The sequence below is a fragment of the Chelatococcus sambhunathii genome, from assembly GCF_001418005.1.
GTDB classification, from domain to species: Bacteria; Pseudomonadota; Alphaproteobacteria; order Rhizobiales; family Beijerinckiaceae; genus Chelatococcus_A; species Chelatococcus_A sambhunathii.
Map to the genome: position 1 here is coordinate 529923 of NZ_LIOL01000002.1, position 23032 is coordinate 552954.

Genomic DNA, 23032 nt, shown 5'->3' on the forward strand with positions numbered 1-23032 from the left:
ACGGCGGGACGGACGAATTTAGCAAGCTACCGGTCCGGCACGAAAGGTGCGCCGAGCGAACCCGGGGCACCGGTGTCGCGCCGCCGGCCGAGCGAGAGGACGACGAGCGCGACGATCGTCGCAAGATAAGGCAAGGCTGACAGCGCCTGGGACGGGATGCCGATCGCCGCCGCCTGCGCATGGAGCTGCAGCACCGTCGCCGCCCCGAAGAGATAGGCGCCGAAGAAGGTCCAGCCGGGCCGCCAAGCCGCAAAGACGACGAGCGCGACCGCGATCCAGCCGCGCCCGGAGGTCATGCCCGGCGACCAGAAGCGCGTATAGACGAGCGAGAGATAGGCCCCCGCGAGGCCCGCGCAGGCGCCGCCGAAGAGGATGGCGACGAAGCGCACGCGCAGCACCGGCAGGCCGAGAGAATGGGCCGAGGTCTGGTTCTCGCCCACCGCCCGCAGCAACAGGCCCTTGCGGGTGTGGAACAGGAACCAGCCGACGCCGAGACAAAGCAGGAGCGAGGCGTAGACGAAGGCATCCTGGCCGAAGAACAGACGCCCAACGAGAGGCAGGTCCGAGAGCCCCGGGATGTGGAGATGCGTGATGGGATCGCGCCGGGCGCCGATGAAGGGCGCGCCGATGAGCCCGGACAGGCCGAGGCCAAAGATGGTCAGCGCCAGGCCTGAGGCGACCTGATTGGCGGCGAGGCCGAGCACGGCGAAGGCGAAGAGCGCCGCCGTCAGCCCCCCGGCAAGAATGCCACAGAGGACGCCAAGAAGGGTCGAATCGAACAGGATGGCGCCAGCAAAGCCGCAGGCGGCGCCCATCGCCATCATACCCTCGACACCCAGGTTGAGAACGCCGGCCCGCTCGGTGACCAGCTCCCCGAGGGCGGCGATGAGGAGCGGCGTCGATGCCGTGACGATGGTGAGCAGAATGGCTTCGACAATGCTCATGCCGCTCTCCCTGCCGCCTGTGCCGGCGTGCCGCGCACGAGCCGCACACGATAGGTGACGAGCGCGTCGGCCCCCAGGACACAGAACAGCAGGATGCCCTGGAAGGTGCGCGTCAGGTCGAATGGCAGGCGCAGCGTGATCTGCGCCGCCTCGCCGCCGATGAAGGTCAGCGCCATGACGAGGCCGGCGAGCAGGATGCCGAAGGGATTGAGGCGCCCGAGGAAGGCGACGATGATCGCCGTGAAGCCGTAGCCCGGCGAGATCGAGGGCTTCAGCTGACCGATCTGGCCCGCGACCTCGACGATGCCGGCGAGCCCGGCGAGGCCGCCGGAAATGGCGAAGACGATGAAGGTCGTGCGCGGCTCGCTGAAGCCGGAAAAGCGTGCGGCGCGAGGCGCTTCGCCCGTGACCCTGAGGCGATATCCGAAGATGGTGTGCCCCATCACGACAAAGGCGACGATGACGGCGACGAGCGCCATGAGGATGCCGACATGCAGACGCCCGCCGTCCGTGAGGAAGGGCAGCGTCGCCGCCTCGTCGAAGGTGACGGATTGGGGGAAGTTGAAGCCCTTGGGATCGCGCCAGGGCCCGCGCACCAGATAGTCGAGGATCAACTCGGCCACGTAGACCAGCATCAGGCTGGTCAGAATCTCGCTGACGCCGAAGCGGGCGCGCAGGAAGGCGGGCACGCCCGCCCAGGCCATGCCGCCGAGCGTGCCGAGCAGCAGCATGGCCGGCAGCACCCAGGCGCCCGCGGCTGTTCCGTGCGTGGCGAGCGCGACGGTGCTGCCGCAAATGGCGCCGACCACGAACTGTCCCTCGGCGCCGATGTTCCACAGGTTGGCCCGGAAGCAGAAGGACAGGCCGATGGCGATGAGCACGAGCGGTGTCGCCTTCACGACCATCTCCTGCAGCGCCCATGGGTCGGACAAGGGCTGCAGCACATAAACGTCGAGCGCGGCGAGCGGCGAGCGGCCCATGGCCGCAATGACGATACCGCCGAGGAGAAAGGCGGCAGCCAGCGCCAGCACGGGCGCAAGGAGCCGCGCGATGGCCGAGGGCGCCGTGCGTTGTTGCAGCTCAATGCGCATGGACGGTCCCCTTCGGTGCCGCAGCGCCCGCCATGAGCAGGCCGACCGTCTCGCGGGTGAGGTCGCCCGTCGCCTCCGGCGCGCTCAGTTCACCGGCGTGGATGACGGCGATGCGGTCGGCGATCTCGAACAATTCGTCGAGGTCCTGGCTGATGACGAGGACGGCGCTGCCGCTGCGGGCAAGATCGACCAACGCTTGGCGGATGAGCGCGGCGGCGCCAGCATCCACGCCCCACGTGGGCTGATTGACGACGAGCACGCCCGGCTCGCGCAGGATCTCGCGGCCGACGACGAATTTTTGCAGATTGCCGCCGGAAAGGGTACGAGCGCGCGGGTCCGCACCCTCCTTGCGCACGTCGAAGGTCTCGATGATGCGCGTCGCCAGTGCCCGCGTCGCGTCGGCGAGCACGAAGCCGCGCGAGACGAGGCCGCCGGTGCCGTGGCGTGAAAGCAAGGTGTTCTCCGCGAGGCGGTGGTCCGGCACCGCACCGTGGCCGAGCCGCTCCTCCGGCACGAAGGCGGCGCCCAGCCGCCGCCGCTCGGTTACACCGAGATGCCCGACGGGCTTACCATCGATGGTGACAACGTCCGGTGCAGCGGCGAGACGTTCGCCGGAGAGTGCGGCGAAAAGCTCCCCCTGGCCGTTGCCGGCAACCCCAGCGATGCCGAGGACTTCGCCCGCCCGCACGACGAGATCGATGTCCCGCAGCGCCTGGCCATGTGCCTTCTCAGGCGCGAGCGAGAGGCCGCGCACCAGGAGCCGCGGGGTGCCTTCGGCGGCGGCACGGCCGGCGACCACGTCGTGCAGCGCCGCGCCCACCATCAGGCCCGCAATCTCACGGGCGCTGACGGCGCGCGGGTCGATGGTAGCGACGACGCGGCCGGCACGCAGGATCGTGGCCGAAGAGCACAGCCGCCGCACCTCCTCGAGGCGATGCGAGATATAAAGGATAGCGCAGCCGCTCGCGGCCAGGCGTTCGAGCGTCACGAAAAGCCGGTCTGCCTCCTGCGGCGTCAACACGGAGGTCGGCTCGTCGAGCACGATCAGCCGCGGGTCCTGCAGCAGGCAGCGGATGATCTCGATACGCTGGCGCTCGCCTGCCGAGAGCGTCCACACCGGCCGGTCGAGGTCGACGGACAGGCCGTACTGGCCCGACACGTCCCGCGCCTTCGCGGCAACCTCGGCGAGCGACAGGTCGGGCGGCATGGCGGCGGCGATGTTCTCCGCCACCGTCAGGTTCTCGAACAGCGAGAAATGCTGGAAGACCATGCCGATGCCGAGCGCGCGAGCCTCCTGCGGCCCGGCAAGGCGCACCGGCTCGCCCCGCCAGCGGATCTCGCCCTGCGTCGGCTCAAGCAGTCCGTAGAGGATCTTGACGAGCGTCGACTTGCCCGCACCGTTCTCGCCGAGCAGGGCATGAATCTCGCCCGCCCGGATGGCGAGATCGATATGATCGTTGGCGACGAGCGAGCCGAAGATCTTGGTGATGCCGTGCATGGCGATGAGCGGCGGCCCCGTCTCATCCGCGCCCGCGCCCGCTGCTGCGTCCAACTCCGTCACGCCGCCCCGCCCCGTGTCTCGCCCCGCCCGCCGAGGCAGGATCCGTGCCAATGAAAGGTTGCTCAGGGCAGCAGCACCGTCGACCCGGTCGTCTGCCGCGCCTCGAGGCGGCGGTGCGCCTCGGCTGCCTCGGCGAGCGGCATGCGGGCGTGGATCGGGATCTTGACGACACCGCTCTCGACCACATGGAAGAGATCGTTGCTCATCTCGACCACGTCCTCGTGCGTGGCCAGATGCGTGAACAGCGTCGGCCGGGTTGCGAAGAGCGAGCCCTTCTGCGCCAGGAGCAGAATGTCGAAGGCCTCGACGGGTCCCGAGGCGGAGCCGAAGCTGACAAAATAGCCGAAGCGGCGAAGACAGTCGAGCGAACCCGGGAAGGTGGCCTTGCCGACGCCGTCATAGACGACGTGGCACCCCTCGCCGCCCGTGATCTCCTTCACGCGGGCGACGAAGTCTTCCCTGCGGTAGTCGATGACGTGGTCGCAGCCGTTGTGCCGTGCGAGCTCGGCCTTGTCCGGCGAGCCGACGGTGCCGATGACGGTGGCGCCAAGATGCTTCGCCCATTGGGTCAGGATGAGGCCGACGCCGCCCGCGGCTGCGTGGACGAGGATGGTGTGGCCAGCCTCGACGCGGAAGGTGCGGCGCAGCAGATATTGCGCCGTCAGGCCCTTCAGCATCATGGCCGCGCCCGTCTCGAAGTCGATGGCGCCGGGCAGGTGTACCAGGAATTGGGCCGGCACGATCCGCTCTTCGGCATAGGAGCCGAGCGTAGCAGCGTAGGCCACCCGGTCGCCGGGAGCGAAATCGCCGACGCCCTCGCCCACCGCCACAACCTCGCCGGCTCCTTCGTTGCCGGGCGTGAACGGCAGGCCCGGCGGCTTGTAGGCGCCGGTGCGGAAATAGACATCGATAAAATTGAGGCCGACTGCCATGTTGCGGACGCGGACCTCGCCGGGACCCGGCTGGCCGATGTCGACATCCTCATAGACCAGCACCTCTGGCCCGCCGTGGCGGTGAATGCGGATTGCTTTCACGGCTTCCATCCCTCGTGTTGCATTGCATGTTAGATATGCAATGCCGTCGTAGGCAATGCGGCTCCGGGCTTATATACTACAAATACATTTTGTAATTTGCGTCAGGATCAAACCCCATGCTTCAGCAGGCAAAGACGTCACCGAGACCTTCGCCGAAGCCGTCTCCCAGCCTGCGGGACCTGTTCACGCCCAAGCTCGTCACCGTCCTGCGCGAGGGCTATGGCCTGCCGCAGCTGCGCGCCGACGCGCTGGCGGGCCTGACCGTCGCCATCGTCGCCCTACCCCTGTCGATGGCGATTGCCATCGCCTGCGGGGTGAGCCCGGACAAGGGCCTCGCCACCGCCATCATCGGCGGCTTTCTCATCTCCGCCTTCGGTGGCAGCCGCTTTCAGATCGGCGGCCCGGCCGGCGCCTTCATCGTGCTCGTGGCCGCCACCATCGAGCGCCACGGCTATGACGGCTTCCTGCTCGCCACGATGATCGCCGGCCTCGTACTCGTCCTCATCGGCTTTCTTCGGCTCGGGACCTACATCAAGTACATCCCGCATCCGGTGACGGTCGGTTTCAGCGCCGGCATCGCCGTCATCATCCTGGCGAGCCAGTTCAAGGAGCTCCTCGGCCTGACGCTGGCCGGGCCCGAGCCTGCGGCCCTCCTGCCGAAGGTCGAGGCGCTGTGGCAGGTGCGCGAGACGGCGAACGGGGCGACCATCGCCCTCGCCGTCGCCTCGATCGGCCTCATCATCCTCGTGCGCCGCATCGATGCGCGGCTGCCGGCCTTCCTCATCGTGGTGCTTGCGGCCACCCTCGCCTCCTGGGCCTTCGGCCTGCCGGTCGAGACCATCGGCTCGCGCTTCGGCGAGGTGCCGCGCGGCCTGCCGGCACCGAGCATGCCGGCCCTGTCGCTCGACAAGGTGCTCACCGTCCTGCCGGATGCGCTGGCGCTCGCGCTGCTCGGCGGCATCGAATCGCTCCTGTCGGCGGTGGTCGCCGACGGCATGACGGGGCGGCGCCACCGCTCGAACTGCGAGCTCGTCGCGCAGGGGCTCGCCAATATCGCGTCTCCGCTTTTCGGCGGCCTGACTGCGACGGGCACCATCGCCCGCACGGCAACGAACGTCCGCGCCGGCGCCATCGGGCCCGTTTCCGGCATGCTACACGCGCTCTTCCTGCTCGTCTTCATGCTGGTGGCGGCGCCACTCGCGGCCTATGTGCCGCTGGCCGCGCTCGGGGCTGTGCTCGCCGTGGTCGCCTGGAACATGGCCGAGCGGCACGCCTTCGCGTCGATCCTCACGCGCTCGCGCGGCGAGGCCGTGGTGCTGCTCGCCACCTTCCTCCTCACCGTCTTCCGCGATCTGACAGAAGGCATCGCCGTCGGCGTCGTGCTCGGCAGCTTCCTCTTCATGCACCGCATGGGCGAGCTCGTCGCCGTGGAGCGGCACGCCTCGCTCGGCATGGACGACGAGGCGGATGCGCCGGCCGGCGCGCGGGAAGCTTACGACAGTGGCCGCGTCGCCGATCCGGACGTCATCGTCTACAGCATCGCCGGCCCGCTCTTCTTCGCCGCCGCCGGCAACGTCGGCGCCATCCTGGAGCGCATCGGCAGCCGTCCCAAGACGCTGGTGCTCGATCTGTCGCAGGTGCCTTTCGCCGATTCGACAGCGGCCCGCGCGCTCCTGTCGATCGCCCGGGAGACAACGCGGCGCGGGGCCCGGCTCTACATCGCGGGCGCAAGCCCCTCTGTCAGGCGGGTTCTGGCGCACGAGGGGCTGAAGGTGCCGCTCGTGCGCTATGCCGCCACCGTCGCGGCGGCCCGCGACGCGGCAGGCCGGGCGCTCGCCACGCTCTGATCAGGCCTCTCCGCTCCCCCCGGCATGCCTGCGCCGCTTGCGACCAGCCATGACGTTGATCGCCTCGACGGCTGCCGCGAAGGCCATGGCCGAATAGATGTAGCCGCGAGGGATATGGATCTCGCCGCCTTCAGCCACCAGCGACACGCCGATGAGGATGAGGAAGGCCAGTGCCAGCATCTTCGTGGTGGGGTGGTGGGCGATGAAGCGGCTGACGGGCCCGGAGGCCGCATACATTACCGCCATGGCGATGACGACGGCGATGATCATGATCGATACGTCTTGGGCCATGCCGATGGCCGTGACGATGGAATCGACCGAGAAGACGAGATCGATGACCGTGATCTGCGCGACGGCCGCCGTGAAGGCGCCCGGTGCCGCACTGCGCCGCTCGCTCTCGCCCGGCCCCTCCATCTCGGCGTGAATTTCGTGTGTCGCCTTGGCGATCAGGAACGCCCCGCCGACGATGAGGATGATGTCGCGCCAAGAGAAGCCATTGCCGAAAATGGTGAAGACCGGCTCCGTCAGGCGCATGATGGCCGTGAGCGCAAAAAGCAGCAAAACACGAAAGACGAGCGCGAGCAGGAGGCCGATGCGGCGGGCCCGCTCCGCCTGGTCGCGCGGCAGCTTCGATACCAGCACGGAGATGAACACGACATTGTCGATGCCGAGCACGATCTCCATGGCCGAGAGCGTGACGAGCGCGGCCCAGCCGGCGGGATTGGCCACCCATTCGAACATGCAGGAAAGCTCCGTCTCGAATCGCTCGGTCCGGCAGGAAAGCATGGCCCGGAAGCCGCGACAATCCGGCCATTGTGGCATGCGGTAGCCGGCCTCTGGCATCCGCGCCCAGCTTGCGGTAGCTCAGAGGTCGACGTGCGGCGCAAGGCGCGGCCGAGTTGGAGGACATGCGATGGCGAAGCGGAAAGTCCCGGCGGCGGACGCCGATGTCATCGTCGTCGGGCCCGGCCCAGCCGGCCTCGCCCTCGCCATCGCACTGGCTCAGGAAGGCCTCCGCACCACGCTCGTCGGGGAGGTGCGCACGGCGCGCGACGGGCGCACGGTGGCGCTGCTCGATGCCTCCATCCGCCTGCTCGATGCCATCGGCGCCTGGCACGGCCTGCAGATGCAGGCGGCCCCCATGGCGCACATGCGCCTCATCGATGCGACGGACAACCTCTTCCGCCCGCCGCCGGTGACCTTCAACGCCGGCGAGATCGGCCTCGACGCCTTCGGCTACAACATCGAGAACGCGACATTGGTCGCGGGCCTTGCTACCCTCGCGGACAATACGCGGGGCCTCGCGCGCGTGGCTGCGTCCGCCACCGCCTTCACCGCCGGCGCCGACCTCGCCGAAGCGAGCCTGGACGACGGCCGCATCCTTAGGGCGCCCCTCGTCGTGGCGGCCGACGGACGCAACTCGCGCATGCGGGCCGACGCGGGCATCGACATCCGCGAATGGTCCTATCCGCAGACGGCGCTGACAGCGATCCTCGCGCACAGCCGCGACCACCGCGACACGTCGACGGAGTTCCACACCCGCTCGGGGCCCTTCACGCTGGTGCCGCTGCCGGGGCTACGCTCCAGCCTCGTGTGGGTATGCAGCCCTGAGCAGGCGGAGACGCTCGCGGCGCGTGACGACGAAAGCTTCGCGCTTGCCGTCGAGCGGCAGGCGCGGTCCATGCTCGGGCGTATGCGCGTCGAGGGCGGACGCGGGCGCGTGCCGATGAGCGGCCTTTCGGTCGCGCGTTTCACCGCCGATCGCATCGCCGTCGCCGGCGAGGCGGCCCACGTCTTTCCGCCCATCGGCGCACAGGGCCTCAATCTCGGCATGCGCGACGTCGCCAACCTGCGCGATGCCGTGGTCGATGCGCGCACGCGCGGCCTCGACATCGGCAGCCCGGAAGCCCTCGGAGCCTACGAACGCGGCCGGCGGCTCGACGTGCGCCTCAGGACGACGGGCGTCGACGCGCTGAACCGGACGCTGCTCGCCCATTTCCTCCCGGCCGACCTCCTGCGCGGCGCCGGCCTCATCGCGCTCGATCTCATCGGGCCGCTGCGCCGCTTCGTCATGCGCGAGGGGCTCGCCCCGCACGCGCGCCTGCCGCGGCTGATGTCCCGCGCCGGGGCTGCCGACCCGCTATTGTGACGCGGGCTTGAGCGCCGGCACCGGGCGCTGCTCGTCGCGGGCGCGCCGCAGCTGCGGGTCGATCGGCACGGCGGCGAGCGGAATGCGGCTGCCGTCGGGCGTCGCCGCGGTCGCTCCCATGAGCCCGCGAGCCGTGAAATGCGGGTCGCGCACCGCCTCGTCGAGACTGGCCACCACCGTGCAGCAGCAGTCGAGCGGGGTGAGGCGCCGGCGCCACTCGTCCGCGTCCTGCGCAGCGATACGTTCAGTGATCGCCGCACGCGTCGCCGCCGGATCGCGCCGGTCGTCCCGGAGGGCCTCCGGCAGGTCGAGCGCACCGCAGAAGGTGTCCCAAAACTTCTGCTCCAGCGCCCCCACGGCGAGGAAGCGCCCGTCGCGGGTGGCATAGAGGCCGTAGCGCGGCGAGCCGCCGGCAAGGACATTCTCCCCCGCTCCCGGGAAACGGCCGGTGGCGTGGCCCTGGGCGAGGCCATACCAGGCGAAGGTGAACATCGCGTCGCTCATGGCGATGTCGAGGTGCATGCCCTCGCCGGTGAGGTCGCGCCGGCGCAGGGCAAGAAGGATGTTGAGCACCGCCGGCAGCGAGCCGCCGCCGATGTCGGCCGCCAGCATCGGCGGCACCGTCGGGCTCCGCGTCGTGCCGGGGCTGAGCGACAGGAGCCCCGCCACGGCGGCATAGTTGAGGTCGTGGCCCGCCTCCTGCGCCCGCGGCCCCTCCTGCCCGAAGCCGGTGATGGAGCAGTAGACGAGGCGCGGGTTGATGACCTTCAGCGCCTCGTAGCCGAGGCCGAGCTTCGCCATGACGCCCGGGCGGAACTGCTCGACGAGAATATCCGCCCGCTCGACGAGGGGGCGCAGCGCCGCCCGCTGGTCCGGGTTCTTCAGGTCGAGGGCGATGCTGCGCTTGCCGGCGTTGAGGACGGCGAAGGGCGCCGAAGTCTCGCCGAGCTGCGGCGGGAAGTGCCGCATGTCGTCGCCCTGCGGCTTTTCCACCTTGATCACCTCGGCCCCGGCCTCGGCGAGCATAAGGGTCGCCAGCGGCCCCGGTAGCAGGGTCGAGAAATCGAGGACGACGAGGCCCTCGAGCGGCAGATGCGCCATGAATTACCCCTCACGACGGAAACAGATCGTGAGGCATCCTGCCCGTCTTGATGAGCCAGAGAAAGCCCGTCAGCGTCACCATGGAGGCGACGGTGCCGACGAGGATGGCCGCCGAGGCGCGTTCCAGGCCGATGCGATACTGCGTCGACAACACGAAGATATTGAGGGCCGGCGGCAGCGCCGCCATCAGCACCGCCGCGTAGACCCAGACGGGATCGAAATCGCCGAAGGCCGATAGAACCACCCAGACCAGCAGCGGATGGATGATGAGCTTGACGAAGACATGGGCCGGCACCTCGAGCGGCAGGCGCCCCAGCGGCCGCAGCGCCACCGTCACCCCGAGGATGAAGAGCGCGCACGGCGCGGCCGCCCCGGCGAGCCAGGTCACCATCTTATCGGCAAAGTCGGGCAGCGTGAGCCTGAAATAGCTCGCCGCGACGCCGGCGGCGGTGGCGAGGTTGAACGGGTGCGTCACCACCCGCCAGACCACGGCCCGCGTCGTCTCGGCGAAGCTGCGCTTGTCGGCGCCGCCGATGGTCATCAGGAACGGCACGAGCGTGAAGAGCAGGATGTTGTCGAAGACGAAGATCAGCGCCACCGGCGCGCTGGCCCCGCTGCCGAGGGCGGCGAGTACGAGCGGCGGCCCCATGTAGCCGATGTTGGAATAGGCGCCCGCGAGCCCGCGCAGGGTCGCCTGCGAGATGTCGCCGCGCGACGTCGCCATTCCCGCCGAGAACGAGATCGCAAAGGCGCTGAAGGTGCACAGGGTCGTCGCCGCGATGAAGGGCCAGTTGGCGAGTTCCTCGATCGGCGTGTTGACGATGAGCCGGTAGAACAGCGGCGGCAGCGCGACGTAGATGAGGAAGAACTGCATCCACGCGAGCCCGCCCTCGGGAATATGCACCCGCTTGCCGCAGTAGAAGCCGAGCGCGATGAGCCCGAAGAAGGGCGCAACGAGGCTGATCAGCGCGGCAAGGTCCGTCATCGAGGGCTCCCGGCGGGCGGCGTGGCGCCCGCGGCTCAAGGCATAACGTGCGGGGCCGGCAGCACAACCGCCGCAAGCGCAGGGGCCCCATGCACGGAAAGCCCCGCGCAACAGCATGCCCGGCGTGTGGAGCGCCTGGTCAGCCGTCGTCCCTTCGCCCTCCGGCCAATGGACGACGCGGCGCAACTGGTGTCTATTGCACTGCAGCATGAATGCCGGGAACCGGCGATCCGAGGGTGGAGACGACATGAAACTGCCGCGCAACTTCTATCGCCCGCTGGCGCTCGGCGCGCCGCAGCCCTTCCGGGAGCTGCCGACGCGGCTCGAGCGGATGATCCATTTCATCCCGCCGCACATCGAGAAGGTGCGCGCCAAGGTGGCCGATATCGTCGGCGAGGTGGACGTGCTGCTCGGCAATCTCGAGGATGCCATCCCCGCCGATGCCAAGGAGGCCGCACGCGCCGGCTTCATCGAAATGGCCGAGGGCTGCGATTTCGGGACGACGGGCCTGTGGGTGCGCATCAACGCCCTCAACAGCCCCTGGATGCTCGACGACGTCATGGCCATCGTCGCGGCCGTGGGGCAGAAGCTCGACGTCGTGATGCTGCCGAAGGTGGAAGGCCCGTGGGACATCCACTACCTCGACCAGCTGCTCGCCCAGCTCGAGGCGCGGCACGGCATCGGCCGGCCCATCCTGATCCACGCGATCCTGGAGACGGCGGAAGGCGTCAAGAATGTCGACGACATCGCCGCTGCCTCCCCGCGCCTCCACGGCATGAGTCTCGGCCCGGCGGACCTTGCCGCCTCACGCGGCATGAAGACGACCCGCGTCGGCGGCGGCCATCCGGACTATCGGGTGCTTGCGGACCGCAGCGCGCAGGGCATCGAGCGGGCCAGCGCCCAGCAGGACCCCTGGCACTACACCATCGCCCGCATGGTCGATGCCTGCCAGGCCAACGGGCTCAAGGCCTTCTACGGCCCCTTCGGCGACTTTTCAGACGAGGCGGCCTGCGAGAGCCAGTTCCGCAACGCCTTCCTGCTCGGCTGCGCGGGGGCATGGTCGCTGCACCCGTCGCAGATCGCCATCGCCAAGCGGGTGTTCAGCCCCGATGCGAAAGAAGTCGCCTTCGCGCAGCGCATCCTCGAGGCGATGCCGGACGGCACCGGCGCCGTGATGATCGACGGCAAGATGCAGGACGACGCCACCTGGAAGCAGGCCAAGGTGATCGTCGATCTCGCGCGTGCGGTCGCCGACAAGGACCCGGACCGGCGTGCGCTCTACAATTTGTGAAAAACCGCAATGCTGCCGAAAGTTAGCTATTGTTGCACCGCGTTGACGGCGCCTGCCCCCCTCTATATGTCCTAGCAGACGGGACAGAAAGCACCATGAAGACGCGTTCAGCAAAGTTCGGCATCGGCCAGGTCGTGCGGCACCGGATCTATCCCTTCCGAGGCGTGGTCTTCGATGTCGACCCGACCTTCGACAATACCGAGGAATGGTGGCTCGCCATTCCCGAGGGGCAGCGTCCGGCCAAGGACCAGCCCTTCTATCACCTGTTCGCCGAGAACGACGAGACGGAATACATCGCCTACGTTTCGGAGCAGAACCTGGAGCCCGACCACTCGCAGGAGCCGATACGCCATCCGCAGGTCGATGAGATCTTCGAGCGCACGGCCGAAGGCAATTACCGGGTGCGGCACGGTTTCGACAATTAGGCCGACGCGTTTCCGCCCTCAAAGTCCAGACATAGGCCAAATGAAAAGGCGCCGGGAGACCGGCGCCTTTGTCTTGTGCGATCCGAGCGAGGCCTTACTGAGCCGGCTTCTGCCCGTTGGCCGGGGCGGCGCCGCTGGCGCCGGCCGCACCCTGCTGCTGCTCGAGACGCTTGCGCAGTTCCTCGGAGCGCTTCTGGAGCTCTTCCTGCAGCTTGCGCTGCTGCTCTTCGAGCACCTTCGGGTCGATCGGCGCGCCGTCATAGGCCTTGGTGAAGCCCGCGAGCGGAATGGCGAAGGTCACCTCGTTCGCCATCTGATTCTGCACGCTGACGTTGAGCGTGTTGCCCTTCTTCATCTGGCCGATGAAGTCGTCCTTCACCTGCGCTTCGGCGAAGCAGCCGTTGGGGAAGCAGATGGCGTACTGGCCGGGGGTCGCCTGGTTCTGGTCGACAGTAAAGCGCACACCCGGGCGCAAAAGCAGGCCGAGCGGCATCAGGAAGCGCACGATGCGCGTCGGGTCGCCCTTGACCTCATAAACCGCCACGGCCAGGACCGGCTGGCCCTGGTCGGACACGAAGTCGCGTGTCGTGTAGCAGACTTCCTTGTTGGCTGCTTGGTCCCGGCCGCAGACCTTCGTCCAGTCGGTCTGGGACGGCTCTGGCTTGACCTGCACGATCGTCGGCCCCTGCTGCTGTTGCTGGGGCTGCTGCGGCGCCGGCTGTTGCTGTGCATGGGCAAGACCCGGCAGAAGGCCAGTCGCTGCGGCTGCGACGACCGCAACCATCGCGAGCGGCGTGCGCTTCGCCGCGGTGTTCGTCATGAGGCCCATTAGAATTCCTCTTTCACGGTTCGACGGGCGCGGCGCCCGTTGGACTGGCTCGGTGGCGGAACGATCTCCGCTGCGGCCGGCGAAACGACCATCACGCGAGGAGACGCTGCATTCCGCGCCGAATGAGGCGATTGAATGACACGACTCGCGCACTCCTTTATCGTGTTCCGCCGCCGGGCGCCAGCAGGCTGGAAGGCGCTCTACGGACCTGAACGCGAGACAGGACACCGGCCGGTGACCTTTCGTTGGCAACAACCGGCCAAGATGCGCATGATGGAGCGCGCGATTCGTAGAAGGGAAACAAGGCTGGGTGACGGCAACACGCAGTGAAGCGCAGGAGCGAGTGGCTGCCCTCGATGACGAGATCTGGGCGCGCCTCAGCCTGACCCGTCTCCTCACCGGCTCGGCCCGCCGCTCGCCGGAGCGGCCGGCGTTCGCCTCCCTGCCCTCGGCGGAGCCGGTCGCGAGCCTGCTCGGCGCGGAGATGCGCCTCGCGCAAGCTGACACGATGTCGGCACGGCTCGCCACCGTTCTCGGCAACGTGCGGCTCGATCCAAAGGCCGCCGTCGGCATTCTGATGCCGTCCGGGCCGGAGGCATGTATCGCCATTCTCGCCACGATGCGCGCGGGTTTCTGCCCCACGCTGCTGCCGCTCGGCTGGGATGCGCCGCCCCTCGCCCAGGCCTGCGAGGCCGCCGGCGTCCAGGCGCTGCTCACCATCGGCAGGCTCGCCGGCATGCGGCCGGCTGACATGGCGCGGCACATTGCGGCGCGCTATTTCGGCCTGCGCTTCATCGCAGCCTTCGGCGACAAGGTGCCGGATGGCGTCGTCGCCCTCGACACGGTGCTGGCGGAGACGGAGGACCCGGTGCCTGCCCCGGCTGCGGCTTCACCCGGCGTCATCACCTTCAACCGTCCCGATCGGCCAACGCCCCTGTTGCGTAGCGAGGCCTCGCTGATCGCGAGCGCCTTGCCTTTCGTCCTCGCGGCGAAGCTGGGTGCGGGCCAGCAGATCATCTCACTGCTGGCGCCGGACGATCTCGCCGGCCTCAGCTGCGGCCTCGCCGCTGCGCTCATCAGCGGCGCGCCGCTGATCATGCAGGCGCTGTTCGACAGCCGCCCGCTCGCGGACCGGCTGGTCGCCGATCCGCAGGCGCTCCTCGTCGCGCCTGCTTGGCTCGAGCAGCCCTTGGCCGCAAGCGGCCTCTTGCGCGACCGGCGCCGGCGGGTCGCCTTCGTCCATCAGGTGCCGTTCCGTGCCGAGCCGTCCGATGCCGCCGGCGAAGCCCACATCGTCGATGTCCTCGACATCGGCGAGTTCGCACTTCTGTGCGCCGTGCGCGGCGGCAATGGCCAGCCGACCCTCATGCTCGGCCCGCAGCCGGCCCCCATGATGAACGGCCAGCCGCTGCTCGATACCCGACGCGGCATCGGCGGCCACCTCGAGGTGCGCGGCGGCGCGACCGAAATTGCGCCCGTCGGGCGGTTCGAGTGGCCGGGCGGTGCGCCCCTCGCCGACGGCTGGCGGCGCCTGCCCTACCGGGTCGACAGCCTCGACGCGCGCATTCTCGCCATCTCCGAAGCAGCGGAGCCGCCGGCCGCCTGAGCGGCCATCGCCGGAAAGGACAAGCCATGGCCGCGCCCTCCGCCAGCCTCGTCATCGACGTCGTCTCCGACGTGGTCTGCCCATGGTGCTTTATCGGCAAGCGGCGGCTCGCGGCGGCGCTGGCGCAGCGCCCGGATATCGCCGTGACCGTCAACTGGCGCCCGTTCCAGCTCGACCCGACAATCCCCTCAGGCGGCATCGACCGGAAGGATTATCTCAGGCGGAAGTTCGGCGACGACGAACGCATCGCCGCCCTGCATGACAACGTTCGCGCCGCCGCCGCGGACACGGACATCACCTTCCGTTTCGAGGCGATCGCGCGTTCGCCCAACACGCTCGACGCGCACCGACTGATCCGCTGGGCCCAGCCGCTCGGCCACCAGGACGCGGTCGTCGAACGCCTGTTCTCGGACTATTTCCTCGCCGGCCGCGACATCGGCGACCACGCCGTCCTCACGGAGGCCGCGGCGAGCGGCGGCCTCGATCCGGCGGAAGTCACCGCAAGGCTCGCGACGGAGGAGGACAAGGACGCGGTGCGGGAGGAGATCGCGACCGCCGCGCGGCTCGGCATCTCCGGCGTGCCGTTCTTCATCTTCGACGGGCGCTACGGGGTCTCCGGCGCCCAGGCTCCGGAAACGCTCGTCGAGGTCATCGACAAAACCCTCGCGGGCTGAGCCGCGATGCCCCTCGTCCTCGCCTGCGACATCGGCGGCTCGCATTTCCGTCTCGCCCTCGTCGACGAAGCCGGCGCCATCCGGCAGGACGTCACCCTCGCCTCGCCGGGCGAGCACGAGGACGGCGGTGGCATTGCGCCTGAGGCCTGGTGGGACCTTTTCGCCGCGGCGGCCGAGCAGCTTGCGCGCAAGGCGCCGGAAGCCTTCGCCGGCGCGGCGGCCGTCGCCGTGTGCGGCATCACGCGCACGCAGGTCTTCCTCGATGCGGCCGGGGCGCCCGTCCACGCCGCCATCACGTGGCGGGATGCGCGCGCGGCCGAGCTCGCGGAGGAGCTGCGCGCGCGCCTCGATGCCAGCCATCCCGAGACGACGCACGTCAACGCCTTCCACCCGCTCGCCCGACTCGCCTGGCTGCAGCGTTATGCGCCGTCGGCCTACCGCCGCCTGGCGCACGTCGTCGACCCAAAGGATTTCATCAATGCCCGCCTGACCGGCATCGTGGCGAGCGATGCCATTTCCGCCGCGCGCCTCACTGCCTGTGCCGCAAATGCGGGCACGGCGAGCCTGTTCGCGGGCGCCGGCATCAGCGATGCGGTCCTGCCGCCGCTCCTGCCGCCGGGTGCGACGGTCGGCACGATCCGCGAGGATGCCAGCGGGGCGCTCGCCCGGCTCGCGGGACGGCCTGTCGTCTGCGGCTCGCACGATACGTGGGCGGCGGTCGTCGGCCTCGGCGCCATGCGGCCGGGCTTCGCCTACAACATCTCCGGCACCACCGAGGTGCTCGGCCTGATGAGCCCGGCGGACCGGACGGCCGAGGGGCTCCTGACGATCGACTGGGGCGACGGCCTCAACCAGATCGGCGGCCCCGGCCAGAATGGTGCCGACACGGCACGCTGGCTGGCGGAGCTGCTGGCCGGCTGGCGCGGCGAGGACGCCGATGTGCCCGCGGTGTTCGAGACGCTGCTTGCCCGGCCGCGGGATCGGGCGCCGGTGCTTTTCCTGCCCTTCCTGCAGGGCGAGCGAACGCCCTACTGGAACCCGGCCATGCGCGGCGCCTTCCTCGGCCTCAACCGCCGCCACGGGGCGGGCGACCTCGCCTGGGCGCTGATCGAGGGCATCGCCTTGCTCAACCGCGAGGTCCTGGCCCGTGCGGAGGCGGCGGCCGGCATCACCTGCAGCGAGATCCGCTTCGGCGGCGGCGCAGCGGCCAACCGGCTGTGGGCGCAGGTGAAGGCGGACGTCTGCAACCGGCCCGTGGTCGTCGGCGCGGCAGGCGAGCCCGGCCTCGTCGGCGCCGCCGCCCTCGCCCAGGTCGCCGCGGGCACCTATCCCGATCTTGCCGCGGCGCAGGTGGGCATGGCCCGGCCCGCCCGTCGCCACGTGCCGCGCGGCGACCGGCGCCCGTTCTATGACGCGCTCCATGCGCAGTTCCGGCGCGCCGTGCCGATGCTGGCGCCGCTGACGGCGGACCTCGCGCATCTCGAAACGCCGACGTAACGCCGGCTGGCCACACAATTCATGCGCGCGGCGCACACAATTCGTGCCCTTTCTGCTTGCGGGGCATCCCCAGTCTGCTAACGATGCCCGCTCCGCCAGCCTCAGCGCCCGCCGAGCCGCCGTCCGCCGAATGTCTCCCGCCTTCGCGCCCCTTCCCCGCCGCCGCCTTGCCGGCATCGCCCGCGCGATCGACCGCTGATGCGCTCCTTCCTCGAAACCTACGGCACCGCCGTCGCCGGCCTCGCCCTCACGCTGTTCTTCGTCGCCTTCGCGCCGAATTTCGCGGCGCCGACCAACCTCCTCAACGTGCTCAAGGAGACGAGCTTCCTCGCCATCCTCGCCATCGGCTTCACGCTGGCGCTGATCACGTCGGAGCTCGACCTGTCGGTGGCGGAGGTGGCGAGCCTTGCCGCGGTGGTGACGGGGGCGCTGATCCAGGCGGGCCAGTCTTCGCTCCTCGCCGTCGCGGCCGGCCTTCTCGTCGCCTTCGGCGCCGGCCTCTTCAACGGCATCGCCGTCACGCGGCTCAAGGTGCCGTCACTCATCGCCACGCTCGGCACCGCGGCAATCGCCAAGGGCTTCGCCTTCATGATCACGCAGGGCGTCGCCTTCGTCGGGCGCTGGCCGGCGGAGTTCACGGGCATCGCGCGCGGCAGCATGCTCGGCCTCCCCAACCTCGTGATCTGGCTCGCCCTCGTCGCCGGCGGGGCGCTGTTCCTCGTCAAATGCACGCGCACCGGCGTGCACATGACGGCGACGGGCGAGGCGGACGAGGCGGCCCGGCTCGCCGGCATCGCGACCGGGCGCATGAAGCGCCTCGGCCTCGCCCTCTCGGGCCTTCTCGCCGGCGTCACCGCGGTGCTCCTCACGGCGAGCCTGTCCTCGGCCGCGCCGAACATGGCGGGCGACTATTTCCTCTATGCCATCGCTGCGGTGCTCCTCGGCATGACCATGTTCGAGCCGGGCCGGGCCAACGTGCCGGGCACGCTCGTGGCCGCGCTCACCCTCAAGGTGCTGGGCAACGGGCTCGTCCTGATGGGCGCCGCCTATTACGTGCAGGACATCGTGCTCGGGCTCATCATCATCGTTTCCGTTGCACTGTCTGCCACGGCGCTGAAGAAAGCTGCGTTTAAGCTGTAGGGAGTTTGCGCCAAGATCAACTGATCGAGGATCGATCGGGGCTGGGGAGAGGAAACATGAAGAAGACGTCGCTCATCGCCGCCGCAGCCGGGGCGCTGCTGGCACTGTCCGCCAATGCCGCCATGGCTTTCGAGCTCGGCATCGTCGCCTTCCAGATGTCGTCGGAGACGCATGCGCGTGTCGCCAACGCCGCGGCGGAGGCCGCCAAGGCGAAGGGCTGGAACGTCACCCTGCTCAATTCCGAAGGCGCGCTGCCGAAGCATGCCGAGCAGCTCGATGCGCTGATCGCGCGGAAGGTCGACGCCATCGTCATCGCCATGGGCAAGCCCGTGGAGGCGGACGCGCAGCTCGAGGCTGCCAGCAAGGCGGGCGTGCCCGTCATCACCGTCATGGCCGGCACGAGCCCGCACACGCTGATGGACGTGCAGGTGAACGAGTACAAGGTCGGCGCCGATGCGGCGCTCTACCTGCTCGGCCAGCTCGGCTACCGCGGCAACATCCTTACCCAGCGCTTCGAGGGCAATGTCGGCACGCGCATCCGCGGCAAGGTGCTCGACGTCGTCCTGTCCGAGAACACGGCCGTCAAGGAGATCGGCAAGCACAGCATGGCGCGCACGCAGAGCTGGCGCGACGACGTGCGCAACGGCATGCAGGCGCTGCTCCTCAAGAACCAGGGCCAGATCAACGGCATCTGGGCCTCCTTTGACGGGCAGGCCTATATCATCGACGACCTGATGCAGGCCCAGGGCCTCAAGAAGGGCGACATCGTGCTGGTCTCCATCGACGGCGGGCCCGAGACCTACCGCCGCATCGCCGATCCGGAGAGCATGCTGATGGCGACCGTCGCCATCCCCTTCGAGGGCATGGGCCGCTCCGCCGTCGAGGCGATCGACACCATCGTCGTCAAGAAGCAGCCGAAGGACTCGGTGACGGCGGGCCCCTATCTCTTCACCGACGCGACGCTCGTGGACGCCACGAACGTCAAGGAATTCATCAAGTAGGTCCGCAAGCTGACCTGCGCGGCCGCAACTGCCGGCCGCGCCCAACCCGAACGGCGAGATCCATGGCGCCCGTCCTTTCCCTGCGCGGCATCGAGAAGTCCTACGGCGCGGTCGCCGCGCTCAAGGGCATCGACCTCGACATCGGGCGGGGCGAAGTGCTCGCCATCTGCGGCGACAACGGCGCCGGCAAGTCCTCACTGGTGCGCATCATCTCCGGCGCGCAGGAGCCGTCCGCCGGCGCCATTACGCTCGACGGCAGGACGGTCAGCTTCCGCTCGCCGCAGGATGCACTGGCGAAGGGCATCGCCACGATCTACCAGGACCTTGCCCTCGCCCCGCGCCTGTCGATCGTCCAGAACGTCTTCATGGGGGCGGAACTGACGCGCCCGCTGCTGCCCTTCGTCCATATCCTGGACAAGCGGCGCATGGAGGAACTGGCCAAGGGCTATCTCGGCCGGTTGTCGGTCGCGGTGGAGGACATGCACCGGCCGGTCGAGCGCCTGTCCGGCGGCCAGCGCCAGGCGGTCGCCATCTCGCGCGCCCTGCACTGGGATGCCCAGGTCGTCATCATGGACGAGCCGACGGCGGCGCTCGGCGTGAAGGAAACGGCGCTGGTGCTCGACCTCATCCGCAAGCTCAATGCCGAAGGCCGCACCGTCGTGCTGATCAGCCACAACATGGCGGACGTCACCGCGGTGGCGACGCGGGTCGCCATCCTCAAGAGCGGCCGCAAGGTCATCGACCGGCCCGTCGCCGGCCTCGACGCCGACGGCCTCGCCCATATGGTCATGACCGGCAAGGAAAGCTGATATATCGATCCAACGCGATCATGCATTCTTTGAGGTATTTTTGGCCGCAATCCAGCACAGACTGACGCGCCGGCGCCAATCCTGAATGTTATCTGAACGACCATTGACAGCTTTTCGACAGCTGAATGGTGACTATATGCAAACCAACGAATCCAGTACAGTTGCAGAGGCTGATTCCAGCCTTTCATGTTTGGCACATCGCGCCGTTTCGGAGATGATCTATCAACACCGGTTGAAGGGTGGCGAGATCATCGTCGAGGCCCGCATCGCCGACATGCTGGGCATTTCGCGCACGCCGCTCCGGGAAGCGTTGCAGCGCCTCGAGGGCGAGGGACTGGTCGCCAAGGCTTCGAACCGTTCCTTCGTGGTTCGCCAGGTGGACCTCATCGAATACCTCCAGAGCCTGAAGGTGCTCGAGTTCCTGGAGCCGGAGGCGGCCACCCTGGCCATCGGGCGCGTGCATCAGTCGGCGCTCTGCGGCGTGCGCGCCGAGATCGAAAGCGCCAAGGCGGAGCGCAAGGTTCCGCCGGAGACCGTCCTGCAGATCGAGGAGGCCGTGCAGAGCCTCTATACGGATCATTGCGGCAACAGCGCCCTGCGGCAGACCATCCGCGCGCTGCGCATCGCCACGCGCCTGTTCGGCGAGATGCGCTGGAGCGGCCGGCGCGAGAAATCCTTTGGCGACCATCTCGCCATCGTCGACGCGCTCGAAGCCGAGGATGTCAAACGCGCGCGCCGCGCGGTCCAGCAGCATCTCAAGGCCCTGCACCGGCACGGCCTGTCGCTGATGAGCTGACGGCGGCGAAAAGCTGCAGGTGGCGCAGCGCCCGAGCGGCGGGCGGCGCCCTCAGCGCAGCCAGGCGCGCAGCCTCGCCACCGTCTGGCGGCAATCCTCCATCGAGCCGGCAAAGGAGAAGCGAACGAATCGCGCGCCCCTGTCCGGGTCGAAATCGAGGCCCGGCGTCGCCGCGACGCCCGTCTCCTCCAGCATGCGGCGGCAGAAGGCGAGCGAATCGTTCGTGAAGCGTGCGACGTCGCGGTAGATGTAGAATGCCCCGTCGACGGGCGGCCCCTCGCCGAGGCCGATCGCCGCCAGCTCCTCGAGCAGGAAGGCGCGATTGGCCGCATAGCCGGCCTTGATCGCCTCGAGCTCCTCGACGGCGTCGAAGGCCGCCTCGGCCGCCACCTGGCTGAGATAGGGCGGCGAGATGTAGAGGTTCTGCGCCAGCGTCTCGACAGGACGCACGAGGGCATGGGGCACCACGAGCCAGCCGATGCGCCAGCCCGTCATGCAGTAATATTTGGAGAACGAGTTGACGATCAGGGCGTCGTCATGGACGGCGAGCGCCGTCTCGGCCGGCGCGTCGTAGGTCAGCCCGTGATAGATCTCGTCGGAGATGAACCAGATGCCGGAGCGTCGGCAGGTGTCGGCGAGGCGGGCCAGCGCCTCGCGCCCCATCATGGTGCCGGAGGGATTGGCCGGGCTCATCACCAGCACGCCGGCGAGCGGCGCCTCCCGATGGGCCCGCTCCACGGCCTCGGCCGTCATCACCCAGCCGCTTGCGGCATCGACGGCGATGTCGACGGGCTCGATGCCGAGCGCCGCGAAGATGTTGCGATAGGCCGGATAGCCGGGCGCCGTGATGGCGACGCGCGCGCCGGGCTCGAACAGGGCGAGGAAGGCGAGCACGAAGCCCGCCGAGGAGCCGGTGGTCGCGACGACGCGCTCGGGCGCCACGTCGACGCCATAGGCATCGCGATAGTGCCGGGCGATGCGCTCGCGCAGGGACGGCAGGCCGAGCGCCTCCGTGTAGCCGATCCGGCCGGTTTCGAGCGCCGCGCGCGCGACCTCCCGCACCCGGCGCGGCGCCGGCGCGGACGGCTGCCCGACCTCCATGTGCACCACGTCCCCGCCTGCGCGCTCCTTCGTCCTGGCGGCGGCGAGCACGTCCATGGCGAGGAATGACGACACGCGACTGAGACGGGCGGGCAATGGAGGGAGCGGCATGGACAGGCTCTCGGGTCAGGTCTCCCGCGGGATTAACCGCCCGCCGGGCCGATGGCAACGCCGCGGCCGGCATCGCGGCGCTCGCTGACGGAGGCTGCCTGCGGCCGTTTGCCCCCCGCCAGTCCCGATGCCCCAGAAATGACGCGGTGTTGGCGCACTGACGCGCTGGTGAATTGATCTTGGCGTCCTTCCGTGCTCCCTGAGCCGGAAAAGCTGCTCCATCCCGGTTCAGGAATCCAACATGATCGCTCTTCGCTCGTTCGCTCCCGTCCTCCTCGCCTGCGGGCTCGCCACCAGCCTCACGGCCTTCGGAGCCTCGGCGCAGTCGGACACCATTTCCACTCAGGATCGGGCGGGCATCGAGAAAATCATCCGCGAGTATCTCATCCAGAACCCGGAGGTCCTGCAGGAGGCGTTGGTCGAGCTCGAGCGCCGGCAGCAGCAGGCGCAGGAGGATGCGCAAAAGCAGGCGCTCGCCAGCCATTCCGAGGCGCTGACGCAGTCGCCGCACGGCATCGTCGTCGGCAATCCCGAGGGCGACGTCACGCTTGTCGAGTTCTTTGACTACAACTGCGGCTACTGCAAGCGGGCCGTAGGCGATGTCGTGGCCCTGACGAAGGCGGACCCCAAGCTGCGCGTCGTCCTGCGCGACCTGCCGATCCTCGGGGCCGATTCGGTCGATGCTTCCGTTGTCGCCCTCGCCGTCCGGGAGCAGCTCGACGGCGACAAGTACTTCGAGTTCCACACCCGTCTCATGAACTCGCGTGGCCGGGTGGGCAAGGATCGGGCGATGGCCGTCGCCAAAGAGATGGGCCTCGACCTCGCGCGCCTGCAGAAGGACATGGAGTCGCCGAAGATCCGCGAGGCGCTGGCCGAGACGCTGGAACTTGGCGATAAGCTGTCTCTGACCGGCACTCCCGCCTTCGTCATCGGCGATGCGATCATCCCTGGCGCGGTCGGCGCCGAACCGATCAAGCAGCGCATCGCAGCCATGCGCACGTGCGGCAAGAGCGAGTGCTGAGCACGGCGTCGCAAAGCAG

General features: G+C 69.1%; 22 protein-coding genes. 13 read left to right on the forward strand and 9 right to left on the reverse strand.

All coding sequences use genetic code 11. From position 1 onward, the window contains the following. Window positions 1–26 precede the first annotated feature (26 nt). The 4 genes from ASC46_RS06010 to ASC46_RS06025 form a co-directional block, all read right to left on the reverse strand. On the reverse strand, window positions 27–944 hold the full coding sequence (locus ASC46_RS06010) for an ABC transporter permease (protein WP_055458362.1): 918 nt from the start codon (window positions 942–944) through the stop codon (window positions 27–29). Then, window positions 941–2035, reverse strand: coding sequence for an ABC transporter permease (locus ASC46_RS06015; RefSeq protein ID WP_055458363.1), 1095 nt, complete (start codon window positions 2033–2035; stop codon window positions 941–943). The genes ASC46_RS06010 and ASC46_RS06015 overlap by 4 nt, the downstream gene beginning before the upstream one ends. Further along, a complete protein-coding gene (locus ASC46_RS06020) occupies window positions 2025–3533 on the reverse strand; it encodes an ABC transporter ATP-binding protein (RefSeq protein WP_055458501.1) in 1509 nt (502 codons plus the stop codon). Before ASC46_RS06020 ends, ASC46_RS06015 begins: the two co-directional genes overlap by 11 nt. A gap of 125 nt (window positions 3534–3658) precedes the next feature. After that, window positions 3659–4630, reverse strand: coding sequence for a quinone oxidoreductase family protein (locus ASC46_RS06025; protein ID WP_055458502.1), 972 nt, complete (start codon window positions 4628–4630; stop codon window positions 3659–3661). 116 nt (window positions 4631–4746) lie between these two features. Here ASC46_RS06025 and ASC46_RS06030 point away from each other — a divergent pair, with 116 nt between their 5' ends. After that, window positions 4747–6477, forward strand: a complete 1731-nt coding sequence (locus tag ASC46_RS06030; protein WP_055458364.1) for a SulP family inorganic anion transporter — start codon at window positions 4747–4749, stop codon at window positions 6475–6477. On the opposite strand, the gene ASC46_RS06035 is transcribed toward ASC46_RS06030, so the two are convergent. After that, entirely contained in the window at window positions 6478–7218 is a 741-nt protein-coding gene (locus tag ASC46_RS06035; protein WP_055458503.1) for a TerC family protein, read from the reverse strand. A 172-nt stretch (window positions 7219–7390) separates the two neighbouring features. On the opposite strand from ASC46_RS06035, the gene ASC46_RS06040 reads away from it, so the two are divergent. Then, window positions 7391–8626, forward strand: coding sequence for a UbiH/UbiF family hydroxylase (locus ASC46_RS06040; RefSeq protein ID WP_055458365.1), 1236 nt, complete (start codon window positions 7391–7393; stop codon window positions 8624–8626). On the opposite strand, the gene ASC46_RS06045 is transcribed toward ASC46_RS06040, so the two are convergent. Together ASC46_RS06045 and ASC46_RS06050 are read right to left on the reverse strand one after the other, a co-directional pair. Further along, the gene (locus ASC46_RS06045) at window positions 8618–9727 is read right to left on the reverse strand and encodes a CaiB/BaiF CoA transferase family protein (RefSeq protein ID WP_055458366.1); all 1110 of its coding nucleotides are present in this window, start codon (window positions 9725–9727) and stop codon (window positions 8618–8620) included. The two genes, ASC46_RS06040 and ASC46_RS06045, sit on opposite strands and share 9 nt — an antisense overlap. A 10-nt stretch (window positions 9728–9737) precedes the next feature. Continuing rightward, the gene (locus tag ASC46_RS06050; RefSeq protein ID WP_055458367.1) at window positions 9738–10712 is read right to left on the reverse strand and encodes an AEC family transporter; all 975 of its coding nucleotides are present in this window, start codon (window positions 10710–10712) and stop codon (window positions 9738–9740) included. A gap of 247 nt (window positions 10713–10959) precedes the next feature. Here ASC46_RS06050 and ASC46_RS06055 point away from each other — a divergent pair, with 247 nt between their 5' ends. Then, window positions 10960–12003 carry an HpcH/HpaI aldolase/citrate lyase family protein gene (locus ASC46_RS06055; protein WP_055458368.1) on the forward strand — a complete coding sequence of 348 codons (1044 nt, stop codon included), beginning with the start codon at window positions 10960–10962 and terminating at the stop codon, window positions 12001–12003. Window positions 12004–12098: 95 nt separating this feature from the next. Next, window positions 12099–12428: a heat shock protein HspQ gene (gene hspQ, locus ASC46_RS06060; protein ID WP_055458369.1), complete on the forward strand. Its 330-nt coding sequence runs from the start codon at window positions 12099–12101 to the stop codon at window positions 12426–12428. A 94-nt stretch (window positions 12429–12522) separates the two neighbouring features. Here the strand turns inward: hspQ and ASC46_RS06065 are convergent, their stop codons facing one another. Beyond that, complete coding sequence (locus ASC46_RS06065) at window positions 12523–13257, reverse strand: invasion associated locus B family protein (protein WP_055458370.1); 735 nt, start codon at window positions 13255–13257, stop codon at window positions 12523–12525. A 135-nt stretch (window positions 13258–13392) separates the two neighbouring features. Between ASC46_RS06065 and ASC46_RS21205 the strand changes: the two genes are divergently transcribed. From ASC46_RS21205 to ASC46_RS06100, 8 genes are all read left to right on the forward strand, one after another. Then, window positions 13393–13587, forward strand: coding sequence for a hypothetical protein (locus ASC46_RS21205; protein ID WP_141659657.1), 195 nt, complete (start codon window positions 13393–13395; stop codon window positions 13585–13587). Between the two features lie 13 nt (window positions 13588–13600). Then, window positions 13601–14863 carry an AMP-binding protein gene (locus ASC46_RS06070; RefSeq protein ID WP_055458371.1) on the forward strand — a complete coding sequence of 421 codons (1263 nt, stop codon included), beginning with the start codon at window positions 13601–13603 and terminating at the stop codon, window positions 14861–14863. A gap of 26 nt (window positions 14864–14889) precedes the next feature. After that, a complete protein-coding gene (locus ASC46_RS06075; RefSeq protein WP_055458372.1) occupies window positions 14890–15537 on the forward strand; it encodes a DsbA family oxidoreductase in 648 nt (215 codons plus the stop codon). A gap of 6 nt (window positions 15538–15543) precedes the next feature. Then, window positions 15544–17034: a xylulokinase gene (locus tag ASC46_RS06080; protein ID WP_055458373.1), complete on the forward strand. Its 1491-nt coding sequence runs from the start codon at window positions 15544–15546 to the stop codon at window positions 17032–17034. Window positions 17035–17232: 198 nt separating this feature from the next. Continuing rightward, entirely contained in the window at window positions 17233–18174 is a 942-nt protein-coding gene (locus ASC46_RS06085) for an ABC transporter permease (protein WP_055458374.1), read from the forward strand. Between the two features lie 56 nt (window positions 18175–18230). Then, on the forward strand, window positions 18231–19175 hold the full coding sequence (locus tag ASC46_RS06090; RefSeq protein ID WP_055458375.1) for a sugar ABC transporter substrate-binding protein: 945 nt from the start codon (window positions 18231–18233) through the stop codon (window positions 19173–19175). 62 nt (window positions 19176–19237) lie between these two features. After that, window positions 19238–19984 (forward strand): ATP-binding cassette domain-containing protein, encoded by a 747-nt coding sequence (locus ASC46_RS06095; protein ID WP_055458376.1) that lies wholly within the window; start codon window positions 19238–19240, stop codon window positions 19982–19984. Between the two features lie 214 nt (window positions 19985–20198). Further along, window positions 20199–20780 (forward strand): GntR family transcriptional regulator, encoded by a 582-nt coding sequence (locus ASC46_RS06100; protein WP_245280482.1) that lies wholly within the window; start codon window positions 20199–20201, stop codon window positions 20778–20780. A 51-nt stretch (window positions 20781–20831) separates the two neighbouring features. Here ASC46_RS06100 and ASC46_RS06105 read toward each other — a convergent pair whose 3' ends face one another. After that, window positions 20832–21992, reverse strand: a complete 1161-nt coding sequence (locus ASC46_RS06105) for a pyridoxal phosphate-dependent aminotransferase (protein WP_055458378.1) — start codon at window positions 21990–21992, stop codon at window positions 20832–20834. A 241-nt stretch (window positions 21993–22233) separates the two neighbouring features. Here ASC46_RS06105 and ASC46_RS06110 point away from each other — a divergent pair, with 241 nt between their 5' ends. After that, window positions 22234–23013, forward strand: a complete 780-nt coding sequence (locus ASC46_RS06110) for a DsbA family protein (RefSeq protein WP_055458379.1) — start codon at window positions 22234–22236, stop codon at window positions 23011–23013. The last annotated feature ends 19 nt before the right edge of the window (window positions 23014–23032 follow it).

Excerpts from the sequence above, each read along its gene's own strand:
- ASC46_RS06075 (WP_055458372.1), top strand. The coding sequence starts at position 14,890 with ATGGCCGCGCCCTCCGCCAGCCTCGTCATCGACGTCGTCTCCGACGTG.
- ASC46_RS06065 (WP_055458370.1), bottom strand. The coding sequence starts at position 13,257 with ATGGGCCTCATGACGAACACCGCGGCGAAGCGCACGCCGCTCGCGATG.
- ASC46_RS06090 (WP_055458375.1), top strand. The coding sequence starts at position 18,231 with ATGAAGAAGACGTCGCTCATCGCCGCCGCAGCCGGGGCGCTGCTGGCA.
- ASC46_RS06085 (WP_055458374.1), top strand. The coding sequence starts at position 17,233 with ATGCGCTCCTTCCTCGAAACCTACGGCACCGCCGTCGCCGGCCTCGCC.
- ASC46_RS06095 (WP_055458376.1), top strand. The coding sequence starts at position 19,238 with ATGGCGCCCGTCCTTTCCCTGCGCGGCATCGAGAAGTCCTACGGCGCG.
- ASC46_RS06110 (WP_055458379.1), top strand. The coding sequence starts at position 22,234 with ATGATCGCTCTTCGCTCGTTCGCTCCCGTCCTCCTCGCCTGCGGGCTC.
- ASC46_RS06080 (WP_055458373.1), top strand. The coding sequence starts at position 15,544 with ATGCCCCTCGTCCTCGCCTGCGACATCGGCGGCTCGCATTTCCGTCTC.
- ASC46_RS06105 (WP_055458378.1), bottom strand. The coding sequence starts at position 21,992 with ATGCCGCTCCCTCCATTGCCCGCCCGTCTCAGTCGCGTGTCGTCATTC.
- ASC46_RS06010 (WP_055458362.1), bottom strand. The coding sequence starts at position 944 with ATGAGCATTGTCGAAGCCATTCTGCTCACCATCGTCACGGCATCGACG.
- ASC46_RS06055 (WP_055458368.1), top strand. The coding sequence starts at position 10,960 with ATGAAACTGCCGCGCAACTTCTATCGCCCGCTGGCGCTCGGCGCGCCG.
- hspQ (WP_055458369.1), top strand. The coding sequence starts at position 12,099 with ATGAAGACGCGTTCAGCAAAGTTCGGCATCGGCCAGGTCGTGCGGCAC.
- ASC46_RS06030 (WP_055458364.1), top strand. The coding sequence starts at position 4,747 with ATGCTTCAGCAGGCAAAGACGTCACCGAGACCTTCGCCGAAGCCGTCT.
- ASC46_RS06040 (WP_055458365.1), top strand. The coding sequence starts at position 7,391 with ATGGCGAAGCGGAAAGTCCCGGCGGCGGACGCCGATGTCATCGTCGTC.
- ASC46_RS06050 (WP_055458367.1), bottom strand. The coding sequence starts at position 10,712 with ATGACGGACCTTGCCGCGCTGATCAGCCTCGTTGCGCCCTTCTTCGGG.
- ASC46_RS06020 (WP_055458501.1), bottom strand. The coding sequence starts at position 3,533 with ATGCACGGCATCACCAAGATCTTCGGCTCGCTCGTCGCCAACGATCAT.
- ASC46_RS21205 (WP_141659657.1), top strand. The coding sequence starts at position 13,393 with ATGACACGACTCGCGCACTCCTTTATCGTGTTCCGCCGCCGGGCGCCA.
- ASC46_RS06045 (WP_055458366.1), bottom strand. The coding sequence starts at position 9,727 with ATGGCGCATCTGCCGCTCGAGGGCCTCGTCGTCCTCGATTTCTCGACC.
- ASC46_RS06035 (WP_055458503.1), bottom strand. The coding sequence starts at position 7,218 with ATGTTCGAATGGGTGGCCAATCCCGCCGGCTGGGCCGCGCTCGTCACG.
- ASC46_RS06100 (WP_245280482.1), top strand. The coding sequence starts at position 20,199 with ATGATCTATCAACACCGGTTGAAGGGTGGCGAGATCATCGTCGAGGCC.
- ASC46_RS06015 (WP_055458363.1), bottom strand. The coding sequence starts at position 2,035 with ATGCGCATTGAGCTGCAACAACGCACGGCGCCCTCGGCCATCGCGCGG.